The 13,536-nt window shown below is 68.6% G+C and carries 8 protein-coding genes; all 8 read right to left on the bottom strand.

From position 1 onward, the window contains the following. Nucleotides 1-5,896 (bottom strand): SPM autocatalytic domain-containing protein (locus AC1RQF_RS25125; protein ID WP_492873200.1); only part of this gene is annotated, 5,896 nt, incomplete at its 3' end. A gap of 284 nt (nucleotides 5,897-6,180) precedes the next feature. Continuing rightward, the gene (locus tag AC1RQF_RS25120; protein WP_492873199.1) at nucleotides 6,181-6,891 is read right to left on the bottom strand and encodes a hypothetical protein; all 711 of its coding nucleotides are present in this window, start codon (nucleotides 6,889-6,891) and stop codon (nucleotides 6,181-6,183) included. A gap of 19 nt (nucleotides 6,892-6,910) precedes the next feature. Beyond that, entirely contained in the window at nucleotides 6,911-7,597 is a 687-nt protein-coding gene (locus AC1RQF_RS25115) for an SEL1-like repeat protein (RefSeq protein ID WP_492873198.1), read from the bottom strand. A 436-nt stretch (nucleotides 7,598-8,033) separates the two neighbouring features. After that, nucleotides 8,034-8,339 (bottom strand): hypothetical protein, encoded by a 306-nt coding sequence (locus AC1RQF_RS25110; RefSeq protein WP_492873197.1) that lies wholly within the window; start codon nucleotides 8,337-8,339, stop codon nucleotides 8,034-8,036. Nucleotides 8,340-8,586: 247 nt separating this feature from the next. Continuing rightward, on the bottom strand, nucleotides 8,587-9,753 hold the full coding sequence (locus tag AC1RQF_RS25105) for a glycosyltransferase family 4 protein (protein ID WP_492873196.1): 1,167 nt from the start codon (nucleotides 9,751-9,753) through the stop codon (nucleotides 8,587-8,589). Continuing rightward, complete coding sequence (locus tag AC1RQF_RS25100) at nucleotides 9,750-10,931, bottom strand: glycosyltransferase family 4 protein (RefSeq protein WP_273996665.1); 1,182 nt, start codon at nucleotides 10,929-10,931, stop codon at nucleotides 9,750-9,752. Before AC1RQF_RS25100 ends, AC1RQF_RS25105 begins: the two co-directional genes overlap by 4 nt. Then, the gene (locus tag AC1RQF_RS25095) at nucleotides 10,928-12,400 is read right to left on the bottom strand and encodes a glucose-6-phosphate isomerase (RefSeq protein ID WP_273996666.1); all 1,473 of its coding nucleotides are present in this window, start codon (nucleotides 12,398-12,400) and stop codon (nucleotides 10,928-10,930) included. Before AC1RQF_RS25095 ends, AC1RQF_RS25100 begins: the two co-directional genes overlap by 4 nt. After that, nucleotides 12,397-13,518, bottom strand: coding sequence for a glycosyltransferase (locus AC1RQF_RS25090; protein WP_273996667.1), 1,122 nt, complete (start codon nucleotides 13,516-13,518; stop codon nucleotides 12,397-12,399). Before AC1RQF_RS25090 ends, AC1RQF_RS25095 begins: the two co-directional genes overlap by 4 nt. Between the last annotated feature and the right edge of the window lie 18 nt (nucleotides 13,519-13,536).

Here is a 13,536-nt window from a genome sequence, read left to right as displayed (position 1 = left end):
TCACATCGATCGGATCGAGCTTCACCGGCGGGATCGTCGGCCCGGTCGGCATCGTCACCGGCGGCAGTCCGATCGGATCGACCTTGACCGGGGGGGTGGTCGGAATCGTCGGGATCTTCACCGGCGGCCACTCGATCGGCGGCACCGGGTTACCCGTGCCCGGCGTGACCGGCGTGACCGGATTGCCGCCCAACGGATCGCCGCCCGACGGATCGACCGCGACCGGCGGCTTCGTCACGACGCCCGCGTGATCCGGCGTCGGCGTCGCGAAGATGAAGTCGCCCTCGCCCAGTTGCGCCGGATCGAGCGCATCGAGATACACGAGTTCGAGCGGCGCGGCCGCCGTGCCGAGCGACTTGCTGCCGAGGCTCACGCCGTGGATCTGCGACAGCCCGTTGATCGTCGCGCGGTTCTGCTGCGCGATCACGAGATCGTCGAAGCGCGTCACGCCGGTCCCGCTCAGGTCGAGCTTGTCGATCCCGTGGCGGAAGCCGCGCAGCGCGTTGTGATAGCTCGACACGCCGTCCTGATGCGCGATCACGAAAGTATCCGAACTCGCCGCATCGTGGCTGTAGACCGTGCCCGCGAGCGACGCGACCAGCCGGCCGTTCGCATCGCTCGAATAGCTCACGCCGCGCGCGCCGCCGTTCAGCACCACCGTGCCGCCCGCAACGGGCAGCGCCGCATCGCCCGCCGCGCTGTCGACGTAGTGCGCGGGCGCGATGAAGCTGTCCTGGAACAGGAAGCGCCCGGCATCGAGCGCCGCGGCCTGCTGCCCCTTGACGATGATGCGCTGCCCGTCGCCCAGCGCGATCTGCACGTCCGCGCCCTGCTGGGTCAGCGCGAGATCGCCGAATTTCCGGCCCGCGAAACCGACCAGGTCGATGGTCTCGCCGCGCGCGGCGTCGAAGTTCTCGATCGTATCGAGGCCGCCCGCGCGCCGATGCACGACGAAGAAATCGCGGCCCGCGCCGCCCACCAGCGTATTCGCGCCGCGCCCGCCGTCGAGCAGCGCGTCCGCCGCGCCCGCCACGAGCCGGTCGTTGCCGTCGCCCGTCACGATGTTCTGGATCGCGCCGGGGTCGCGGATCGTCAGCGCCGCGCCGCCGATGCTCGCGACGCCCGTCGTCAGATCGACCGTTGTGTCGCCCGACACCGCCGCCGCGTTCAGCGTATTGCGCCCGCCGCGCGTGCCGTTCGCCGCGTCGTCGAGGATCGCGCGCGCCGGATTCGCGGCCGCCTGCGCGCGATACTCGTCGGTGTAGTAGTACGTATCGTCGGCGCTCGCGCGGTCGCCGTAGAGCCGCAGCGACCACTGATTGAGCTTGACCGGCAGGCCGTTCGCCGCGTCGGTCACCTCGAGCGTCCAGTTGCCGGCCGAGCGCTCTCCCCAGTCGTGCGTCGACATGAAGGTATAGCGGAAGCTTCCCGAGCGGGTGCTGCCGGCATCGGCCGCGCTCGCGCCCGGCGCGCCCGCCGGCGCCTTGCCCGCGCGGTCGAGCAGGATGCTCTCGGTGCCGTCCGGCGAGATCAGCTTCACGGTCAGGTCGCCGAGCCGGCCGACCTCCGCGTCGAAATCGATCTCCGCGTGCTGGACCGACAGGCCCGCCTGCATCGCGAGCGTCGCGCGCGCGGTCGCGCCCGACGCAACCGTCGCGCCGAGCGGCCCGCTCGTGCCGGCATAGACGCGTTCGTTCGCGCCCGTGCCCTGCTTCGCCCACGATTCGGCGAGCCGCACGGCCGCGCGCGCGTCGACCTCGCCGAAGCCGTAGTCGTGGCTCGCATGCATGCCGCCGCCGTTCCAGTTGCGCGCGCCGTTGTCGCGCCACTGCGTCGCGCCGTCGCGCACGCCCTTCGCGGACAACGCGAGAATTTCCTGCACGTCGCGATAGCCGAGATTCGGATTCGCCTGCAACATCAGCGCGACGACCCCCGACACGATCGGCGTCGCGAAGCTCGTGCCCTGCATGTCGCTGTACTGGCTGCCGAAGGTCGAGCCGCGATCGGTCTCCAGGATGTGACTCGTCGACACGACATTGCTGCCGGGCGCGGACACGAGCAGGCTCGCGCCCGGATTCGAGAACGGCGCGGAGCCGAGCTGCAGCGTCGACAGGTCGCTCTGCGCGTTGATCGCGCCGACCTCGATCGTGAAGCGGTTGTTGCCGGTCAGCGAGCCTTGCGCGCTGCCGCCCTTCTCGCGCGCGTTGCCGCCCGCCGCGACGATCACCGTGCCGAGGCCGCCCCGGCCCGCGTCCGCCGCGTACTGCGCATTCGCGAGCAGCGCGCTCTCGGTGTTGATGCTGCCCTTCTGCAAGTTGCTCAGCGCGAAATCGTTGGTGAAGCCCCAGCTGTTGTTCGCGATGTCGTAGCTGACCATGTGGCCGAGCCCGCTCAGGTCCGCGCCGTTGTTCGCGAGATAGTGGCCGCCGATCGTCGCGTCATAGGCGACGCCGACGCCGCCCTGGCCGTTGTTCGCCGCGACCATCACGCCCGCGACCATCGTCGCGTGGTTCGACACCGCCTGCGGCAGCGTGCCGTTGCCCTGCTGGGTCGCGAGCCAGGCCGGATCGATGTTCGGCGCGAGATCCGGATGATGCAGGTCGAGGATCTCGGGCCCCGTCGAGAATTCGCCGCCCGGCTCGAACTGGCCGATGCGCACGCCCTTGCCGGTGTAGTCACGCCACACCGGAATCACGTTCGCGTCGCTCAGATACCACTCCTGCGCCGCGAGCGGATCGGCCGGCATGTCCGGCGTCGACAGCGTGACGGTCGCGCGCATCGGCGCGGTCTTGCCGCTGTTCAGGTCGACCACGGTCGCGGCCGGGTTGCCCGCCGCATCGGTCACGCCGTATTTGAAGCTCATCACCCCTGCGTACGTCGCATCGGGCGTGAACAGCACGTCGCCCGCCGGCGTCAGCGCGACCGTGCCGCCCACCGCGTCGCCGACCGAGACGAGCTTCAGCGCGCCCTGGCTGTTCAGCCGCTGGTCGTTCGCGAGCAGTTGCGCGGCCGCGATCAGGTGCGCGCGCGTATGGTCGAACGCCTGCCCCGCCTGGTCGACGCGCAGCGCATCGTTGACCGGCATCGGGTTCGGCAGCGTCAGATCGACGGCCGAGATGTCCGAGAAGTTGAGCTTCTGCACGTTCTTCAGCGTCAGCGTGCCGTCGCGGCCGGCCTGATGGTCGGCGACGGTGTAGCCGCCGTCGGTGCGCGTGATCGTGTAGTCGCCGTGGCTGCCGTGCAGCGTCACGACGTTGGTGCCGCCGCCGCCGTCGATCGACGCGTTGCCGTGGCCCGCCTCGATCACGTCGTCGCCCGCGCCGCCGAAGATGCGGTCCGCGCCGCCGCCCGCGTGGATCACGCTGCCCGTGGCGGACGCATAGATCGTGTCGCCCGCCGGCCCGGCGTAGATCACCGCCTTGCCGCTGCCGCCGACGATCGTGTTGTGGCCCGAGCCGCCGACCAGCACGTCGTTGCCGCCGCCGCCGATCAGCGTCGCGTTGCCCTGTCCGCCCTTGAGGAACACGCTGCGGTTGCCGCCGCTCACCAGCACGTCGTCGCCGCGCCCGCCTTCGGCGATCGTCAGGCCCGCGTGCGCGAGATTCAGCGTCACGCCCTGGTCGCCGACCACGATCGCGGTGTCGCGTCCGCCGTTGCCGTGGATCCGGTCGGGATTGTCGCGCGCGCTGATCACGAACACATCGTCGCCCGCGCCGCCTTCATAGGTGTTGTGGCCGCCGCCGCCGACCAGCCAGCTGCCCGTGGGCGCCGCGATCAGCGTCGTGTCGCCGCTGCCGGCGTAGACGTTGTCGACGCCGAGCTTCGCCGCGTCGAGCGTCTCGCTCGCGGTCGCCGCGCTGGTGAACGCGGTGCGGGTCGCGCCGCCCGTCGTCGACGTGACCTTCGCGCCGCCGTCGACCGCCGTGAAGGTGTTGCCCACCGGATCGGCGAGGAAGTTCACGGCCATCATCTGACGCGTCGCGCCGTTCATCGTGAAGGTGCCGCGCCCGAGCACCTCGTTGCCGTTCTGCGTCTCGCCCGCGCTGCGCGAGACCGGCTTCACCTGGATCTGCGTGATGCCGAGTGCGTCGAGCGTCTTCAGTTCGCCCGGCGCGGACTTGCCGTCATGATTCGCGTCGACCCACACGCGCAGCGTCGACCAGCTCGGATCGTTGCGATCGAGCACGCCGTCGTGATTCGCATCGACGCTGTCGAGCGCGCCGAAGCCGTCCTTGAAGCGCGCCTGGCCCGCCGCGCCGTTCGCGCCCGCCGCGCCGCCGAAGTACTCGGACAGCATCTGGCTCGCATTCGTGATCTGTCCGCCGCCCGCGTCGACCACCAGCATCCCGGTGCCGGCGTCGGCCCAGCCGGTGCGCTTGAGCGTGCCGCTGTGATCGACGTCGAACAGCACGCCGTCCTCGATGCCGGTCGTCTTCGCGCCGTTGCCGGTCAGGTCGAGCAGGATCGGATCGATGTAGGTGTTGAAGGTGGTCATCGCCGACAGGCCGTTCAGCACCGCTGCGTTCAGGCCGCTCGCGTTGGGCCGGCCGGTCGCGCCCGGATCGGTGTAGAACTGCCCGAGATACGCGCCCGGCTTCGCGTTCGGATCGAGCTGGAACTCACCCGGCCGGATGCCGCCCGACGCGAGGCTGCCCATCTGCGCGGAGGCGAAGTCGGTGCGGTTCAGCGTGTTGTCGGAGAACGAGATCTTGCTGGTCGCGCTGTTCTGCACGAAGCCGTTGCGCACGTCCTGCGCGGCCTTGCCCTCGCCGAGCGAACCGGATTGCGGCTGCGGATTCGTGTTGATGTCGATGTTGATCAGGTTGGTCGGCGCGGATAGCTGGATGATCTTGCCGACGCCGATCGCCTGCGCGCCGGACGACAGCCCGAGCCCGCCGTTCACGCCCATCAGCGTGGATACCGAGATGCCCGTCAGCGCGGAGACGGTGTCGAGGTTGTTGGTCGACGCGTCGACATAGAACTGGTCCGGGGCCAGCGCGATGCCCTTCGGCAGCAGCGGGCGATAGCCGACGATGTCGCCGAGCGCGCTGACCGTGTGTTCGCCGAACGCGCCGTCCTGGCGACGCGTGACTTCGGTGTATGCGCCGTTGCGGTGGATCGTCAGTTCGCTCACGCCGAGCGGGGTCGCCTGCTGGAGCAGCGTGTCACCCGTTGCGGCGTCGACCTTCAGCCATTGCTGCGAGCCGTCCTGGCGCGTGACCGTGAAGCTGTTGTCGAGGCCCGACTGCACGTTCGCGATGGGGCTCGTGCTCAGATTCGACAGGTATTCGCGCGCCGACGCCGGCACCGCCACGAAACCGTTGGTGTCGCCCGCGGGCAGCGCGAAGCGGCCGTCCGCGCCGATGCTCAGCCCGGCCGCGGCGTCGAACATCGCGCCCATCGTGTGGTCGATCCCGAAGGCGGGCAGCGCGAACGGCAGCAGGCCGGTGATCGCGATCGTCTTGGCCGCCACGGGCAAGTACGCACCCGGCAGGTAGGTGACGGGCTGCGACATCGATTGCGACAGGTAGGGGCCCCACACGGGCGCCTGGTAGAAGAACGTCGCGATGTCGTTGGGCATGCGCACATCCGACGCGACGTGGCCGGCGGACTGATACGCGGCGATGACTTCGCCGATGTTGCGATTGCCGAAATAGCCGGCGTCGATCAGCGACTTCGCGAGCGGCAGGCTGTTGTAGACCTGCGTGTCGAGGCCGTTTTTCAGCGCGAACATCTGCGCCATGCTGCCGCCGAGGCTGTGGCCGGTGGTGGAGAAGGTGTAGCCCTTGAAGATCTCGAGACCCTTCACGCTGTCGTACACCGACTGCGCCTGATCGACGATCTTCCGGTATTCGCTCGCGCCGCCGTTGGTCAGATCGGAAACCCAGTTCGACAATGCGTCTGAACCCTTGAAGGCGATGACGATCTGTTTCGTCTCCCGATTCAGTGCAACCGCAAAACGATTTTCGAGCGTACCGCCACTGTTGAACTGATCTCCATATCCTTCTTTCAGATACTGCTCCATATCCCCGATTTCGCGGATATCAACCCAGTCCCCATCCATCGTATGTTCGTCCGGCGATGCATTCTTGGCCCTCGGATATGCCCACGCCGCAATCTTCATTCCCACGGCTTGATCCGGTATTGTTTTGTTGTTCATACAAGTTATTGTTTAGATATTTACCCAATGAATGCAGTGGCACGACACTGGTCGTCCAACTCGCTCCACACTCTCTCCAGGTGAGGATTCCTAGGTACCAGGACCACGCTAGTCCGGCTCGATGCGTCCGTTTTATAGACACCGTCACGGTAGGCGTATTTCATGATCGCCGCGGCAGACGCATATTTCAGATACACGCCGTCCCGTCGCGCGACCGGTCTAGCATAGGTGCAGCGCACCTTGATGCCGGCTCGGATCAGGCTCTCCCCAAGCGCTCGATCCACCATGCTGCCGGGCAAGCGAGCAACCCCCACATCCAGCGGAATCGTGTCGTCGAAGTAATAGAAGCCAAGCATGATCATCGCGTCGCTCGAACCCTTGTCGGCAGCTTTCCGCAGCAGTTCAACGATTTTTACCGGATCGTTCGTATCCTGGATCCAGCCTTGCGCATTGCCGATCGCATACAGGTAGTCCCCCATCGGGTCCCCGCTCGCCTGCAGCGCCTTCACGCGCGCGCGCTCGTCATCCCACAGCTGCTTCGCGTGCCGGTTCTGCGACCGCTGGTCCGCCGCATTGGCGAGCGTCATCACGCCGGCAACCGGCGCGGCTGCCAGTTGGCAGCCGGATAGCGCTACTGTCATGGCCAACATGACGGGCGAAGCGATAGCCGACAACGCGTGCCTCATCACATTGCGCCCTGTTCCGCACATTCGTCTGGAATCCTTACGCATGCTTTGCTTTGATCCATGTTTAACCAATAAACGCCGTTGCGCGGCACTGTACGTCGATGTCGAGCCATTCCTGCTCGAGAGCCAGATTTTTTGGAATGACTATCCGGTATTCGTGAGGTCCGACCTTTTCGTCCATCCCGTTCCGATAAACCATCGCCATCCACCGCGCAGCCGACGTGTATTCAAGGCGAACCCATTCCCCGGAGGGGCTCGGCACGGCATACGTACAGCGACGTGCAACCCCCTCGCGCACGAGCTTTTCTCCGAGTACCCGGTCAACCTTGTCTGCCGACAAACGCTTGAAATTTCCGTCTAACGGGATGACCGCATCGAAGTAGTAGAACCCCAACATGATCATTGCATCGCTGGAACCCCTATCCGCGGCTTTCTGGAGCCAACCGACGATCTCCACCGGATCGCGGGTGTCCTTGATCCACCCTTGCGCATTCCCGATCGCATACAGGTAATCCCCCAGCGGATCGCCGTTCGCCTGAAGCGTCTTCACATAAGCCCGCTCGTCATCCCAGATCCGCTTCGCATGCCGGTTCTGTGAACGTTGATCCATGACGTTGGCAAGCGTCATCGCGCCGGCAACCGGAGCCGCCAGCAACTGACAACCCGACAGCCCCACGCTCGCCGCGCCGAGCACGGCCCACGCGACAAAGGCGCGCGAGAACGCGCGCGCGATGCTTGAAATGAAAATCATGAATCGATGATGGAATAGGCAGTGACTCGAAGCGATAAGCTGAACGAACCGCGCACGGACGTTCACACGTCGCCGCACCTGAACCAGCGATGCCCATTCCCCGCCCTCGGAATGCCCACCCCGGTAGATCGCCCGCCGACCTGCCATAGCCGCACGCGCGGCCCGTCCGCCATGCGCTGCGCACGGCACGACGCCGAACCTCGATCGAAGGGATTCGCGCCGCCCACCCCCGTGGCGAACGCGCAAAAGAAGAAGCGGCGGACAGCTACGCTGCCCGCCGCTGCAATCAACAACATCTTGAAATGGCCCTCGGATTCCTTCCGCAACGCGGAAGGTGGCAAACAAGATCTTTTTGGCAACCAGCGGCACGCATTGCGCCCGCTCGCGAATCAACACGCCTTGTAGTTATATGCTGCAATTGAAAGGCGATTGAAAGTTAATTCGTGATGTGCACATCAATTTCAATGGCACACTGCAGCCAAGATCCAATCAGATCGTAATAATCGGTAATATTAACTACAACTATATGCTTTTGGCAAGCTGTAGAAACTGACAGAAAAATATCGCCGCGAGCAATGTTCAGCGCCATGAAAGCGTCACTCCACTGTGATTCGTAATAATCCAGGTCAATGAACACAAGGAAGTTCGCTTCCAGCCCCGCGCAATCGACGTGTCCAATCCCCGCGCACGCCTCTCTGGGCCGGCGGCCCGGCCACGCCACCCTGCGCTCCTCGCCTTCCATCGCCTCAAGCCGGCGCTCAAATGCGTCCTGATCCCGTCCCGCGGAATCGCTCGGCGTCCGCGCCCGAATCATGGCCGAGAAGCGGCTCTATTCGGCATCGTGTCCGGCAAGCGGCGTGCCGAACGCGCCCATGCCCCAGGCCGGATCGCGGCGGGCGCGCATCGGCTCACTCACCGAAACATCACTCCGTCCGGCCGCCACGACCCGCCGCGCCTCCCTCGATCGCCCCCTACCAAGCCGCCCCCACCTACCCCGCCGCCCGGATCGCCTCCTCGTACACCCCCGCCACGCGCCGCGCGATGACCGCATTGTCGAAATGCTCGCGCGCGTAACGGCGGCACGCGCGCGCATCGGGCAACGCAAGCGCGCCCGACAACGCATCGCGCACGCCCTCCGCGATCGCGCCCGCCCCGCCGCCCGGCAGCACGAGCGCGTCGGACAGCCCCGCCACCGCCTCCGGCAGCCCGCCGACCGGCGTGACCAGCACCGGCGTGCCCGTCGCCAGCGATTCCACCGTGATCAGCCCGAAGCCTTCCAGCGCGACGGTCGGCACGACGCTCAGCGTCGCCGCGCGGTACAGCGTCGCCAGATGCGCGTCCGGCACGAAGCCGAGCAGCGTCACGTGACCGTCGAGCCCCGCCGCGTCGATGCGCGCCTTCAGTTCGGCCGTGAGCGGCCCCTTGCCCGCGATCAACAGCAGCACGTCCGGACACCGCCGGCGCACGATGTCGATCGCGTCGATCAGATCCTCCAGCCCCATCCGCCGCACGAGGCGTCGCACCGCCAGCACGATCGGCCGATCGGGCGGCAATTGCAGCCGGCGGCGCGCGTCCGCCGTGGTGATCGGCACATCGAACTGCGCGGTGTCGACGCAGCCCGGCACCACCCGCACCCGCGCCGGATCGATCCCGTAGCGCGACGTGAGGATCTCCCCGAACGCGCGCGACAGCACGATCAGCCGCGTCGAGCGCGCGTACACGGTCTGCTCGACGTAGTACTTCGCGCGGCGGCCGAGCACGGCCGCTCCCTCGACCTGGCTTTCGTCCGCCCACGGCCCCTGGAAATGCGAGACCTGCGGGATGCCGCGCGTGACGTCGAGGCCCGGGAACGTGTAGAGCGCGAAATGCGACGACACCACGTCCGGCCGCTCCACCCGCACCACCTCGCGCAGCGCCTGCCGCGCGGCCAGCATGCGGCGCGGCAGCGAGCCGCCCGCCGGCCCGAAGCCGTGGATCGCGCCGCCCGTGTCGGTCGCGACCTGCGCGGAGCCGGCCACCACGCCGCGCACCGCGACCCCCGCCCCCGGCAGCGCGCCGACAAGCGCGTGGTACATCCGGTCGAGCCCGCCTGCCCGTTCGGGAAACCAATGCATGCCGATCTGCAAGGATTTGATCGTCGGGGAGGGATCCGTCATCGCGCGTGCTCCTGCGTCACCTGAGGTTTCGTGGCCGGCGTCGGCCGCGCGCCGCGCGCCAGCCGCCGGTACAGCGCGAGGTACTGCGCGCCCATGCGCGCCCAGCTGAAATCGGCGACCCGCGCGCGCGCCGCGCGGCCCATCTCGCGGCAGGCGTCGCGCGCGTTCGCGAGGCGGGCCAGCGCGCGCGCGAGCGCGGCCGTGTCGTCGGGATCGTCGAGCACGATCCCGCACGCGGGCGTGATGATTTCCGCGCCGCCCGCGCTGCGCGCGGTCACCACCGGCAGCCCCGCCGCCATCGCCTCGAGCAGCGACAGGCTCATCGCCTCGTAGCGCGACGGAAACACGTAGGCATCGGCCGACGCCATCAGCACGGGCATCGCGCCCACCAGCCCGAGGAAATGCACGCGCGCATCGAGCCCGAGCGCGCGCGCCTCGGCCGGATACGGGCTGCCCGGCAGATAGCCCGCCACCGCGAGATGCACGTGCGGCGGCAGTTGCGCGAGCGCGCGCAGCACGGTGCCGAGGTTCTTGCGCGGCGTGCGCAGGTCGCCGACAAACAGCAGCAGGAACGCATCCTCGGGCAGCCCGAACGCGCGCCGGTCCGGCCGCGCGCGCGCGAACGCATCGAGATCGACGCCGTTGTGGATCACGCCGATGCGCGCGGCGTCGATCCCCGCGTCCCGGATCTCGCCCGCCACCTTGGCCGACACCGCCGTGATCGCGCGCGCGCGCCGGTAGGCCCAGCGCTCGAAGCGCGCGTTCAGCCAGGTATAGAGGAACTGATACGCCGACCACGGCCCGCGCGTCAGCCGGTACGGATAGCTGGGGCTCGCGAGCCAGCCGCCGTGCACGAAGTGCGCGGTGTTGACGTCGGCGCGCACCCACGAGATGAAGCCGTTGACGTGCAGCAGGTCGTAGTCGGCGCGATGCCGGCGCAGCCACCACGCGCTCTTGAGCGCGAACACCTGCTGCCGCACCAGGTTCGAGGGCCAGCCGCGCCCCACCCGCACCGGGATCCAGCGCACCCGCGGATCGTCGAGCAGCTCGGGCGCGACGTGCGACGCGACGAGCGTCACCTCGCAGCGCTCGGCGAGTGCCGCGCGGGCGATCTCGTAGTTCACCCGGCCCTGTCCGTCGTTGTGACGCACGACATGCGTGACGATGGCGATTCTCACTGGTCGACTCCCGACGAAAGCGCGACGTGCCGGCGCTGCAGCTTGCGCCAGTGCGCCGCGGACAAGATCGCGCTGATGCTCATGAACAGCAGCAGGCCGCCCGTGCCGATCAGCGAATTGGTGAACACCAGCATCGCGAACACCGACAGGCTCAGGCTCAGGCAGGCGGAAACGAAGCGGTCGCGGCGCAGCGCGAACGACGCGCGCACTGCGCGCCCGAGCAGCCACAGGGTGCCGGCGAGATACAGCAGCGTGCCCGGCCAGCCGAGCACGAACGGCACGTTCATCACGCCGCTGTCGAAGCTGCCGTACTTGCCCAGCTCGCCGCCGTCGCTCGACAGGCGCGTCGAGGTGCCGGTCGCGCCGAGTCCTTCGCCCGCGACGTCGGTGAACGCGGTCTGCGCGAAGCTCGCGTAGAACTTGCTGCGATCGTCGTAGCTGCGATCGTCCTTGAGGTTCGAGATCGACTGCAGGCGCTGGCCCAGGCGGTCGGCGACCGGCCCCACCGTCAGCAGCGGCACGCACAGCCCGGCCAGCACCAGCGCGCTCGCGAACAGCCGCAGGCGCACCCGGTTGGTCGATTTCGCGAGCTGGATCGCGAGCGCGATCACCCAGCCGCCCCAAGTCGAGCGCACGAGACACAGACTGAACGCGACGAAGCCCGCCGCGCCCGCGAGCCAGCGCAGCCGGCCGTCGGCCGCGAGCACGAACACGAGCGCGCCCATCATCGCGAATGCGAACGGGCCCGATGAGTTCATCGTGCTGAACACGCGCACGCCGTACGGCACCGGATCGCCCTGCGAGTTCATCTGCGAACCGAGCATCCACAGCACGTCCCATTGCGGCATCACGAAGAACTGCACGATGCCGTAGACGCCCATCACCAGCATGCCCTCGACGAACGCGGCCAGGATCGTCTCGCGATAGGCCGGGTAGTCGCGCGCGTGCACGATGATGTGGAAGCCGATCAGCACCGGATACATCCAGTTCGCGAGATCGTAGGTCGCGGCGAGCGGCCCGCTCGACACGACGCCCACCAGGTACGCGTAGCCGAGCCCGAGCAGGATCAGCAGCACCGGCAGGCCGCGCCGCTCGGCCAGCACGCGGTAGTGGCGCACGAGCCCGAGCGCCGCGATCATCGTGACCGCGAGCGGCGCGATCTGGATCAGACTGGTCGGCGTGTACGCGCCGCGCGTCCAGTCGGCGAGCCGCCGCACCTCGGGCGCGAGGAACCACAGCCACCACATGAAGCCCACGTAGCGCGCCGGGCTGCGCACGTACAGCCACAGGCCCGCCGCGACCGACAGGCACGGAAACGCGTAGGTCAGCACCGTGCCCTGGTGCGCGGCGATCAGCACGGCGGTGAGGCCCCACAGCGCCGCCTGCGCGGCCCAGTGGACCGGATCGCCCGCGAACCGGCCGAGGCCGGCGCGGCGCGCGGACGCGAGACGCGGGGCGTGCGCCGTCATCGGCCCGCTCCGCCCGGCGCGGCGGCAGGCGCGGTCGCGCCGGCGCGGCGGGCCAGCAGCGCGCGCGTCAGGCGCGCATGCTGTTCGGCGAACTGCCGGGTCGTCAGCGCGGCGCGTTCGAGCCGCGCGGCAGCAGCCTGCGCACGCGCCAGCGCGCGGGCCGGCTGCGCCGCGAGCGCATCGGCCGCGCGCCGCAGCGCGCGCGGATGGAACGGCGGCACATAGGTTGCCGTGCCGCGCGGAAAATAGTCGCGCAATCCGCCGACCTGCGTGACGATCATCGGCTTGCCGAGCGCCGCCGCCTCCAGCATCACGGTGATGCCCGATGCGTGGTGGTTCGGGCGCAGCGGCACCACGATCAGATCGGCCCACTCGTACAGCGCGCGCTGTTGCGCGATGCCCGCCGCCGGCCCGATCGCGATGTTCGGCGCGCGCAGCGCGCGCGGCACGCGCCGCCGGGTCGCGAGCCGCACGTCGTAGCGCGCGTCGTGGCCGAACGCCGTCACGAAGGTTCGCCAATCGCGATCGCGGTCGTTGCCGATCGCCGCGATGCGCAGCGGCCGATGCGGCGTCCATGCCTGGGGCGGCCGGATCGGGAAGTCCTGCGTGTTCAGCCCGTAGTACACGTGCTCGGCCTCGCGCCCCAGATAGCGGCGGCACAGCGCGGCATTGTCGCGCGCGAGCGTCGTCAGCACATCCGCGCGCGCGAGCAGCCAGCGATACAGGGCGCGCCGCGCGAGGCCGTAGTCGCGCCAGCGATCGAACAGCCACACGCTCTGCGCGAGCAGCAGCGGCCGGCGGCCGCGCGCGCCCGCGAGTCGCAACACCAGCGCGGCCGCGAGATGCTCGTGCTCGGTGTGCGTCCAGATCACGTCGCTCGCGAGCAGCGCCGCGCGATTGCGCCACGCATGCAGCAGGTCGAAGCCGAGCAGCGCCTTCGCCGCGCGCCGCGCGAGGCCCACGAGCCGGCCTTCGCGCGCGTCGCGCGAGTAGCTGAGCGCGAACTCGGCCGACTCCGCGTGGTGATAGCCGTACAGGCAGCCGATGCCGTCGCCCCGGCGATAGGTGCGCGGATCCGCGCCATGAAACAAGTGAACATGGACCTTGGTCGCGTTCATGCGCCTCCTCCGGTTCCG

Source organism: Burkholderia sp. GW821-FHT14F03 (assembly GCF_058803765.1).
Note: the sequence above shows the minus strand (reverse complement) of the source record. Positions and strands in the feature narration are given on the sequence as shown.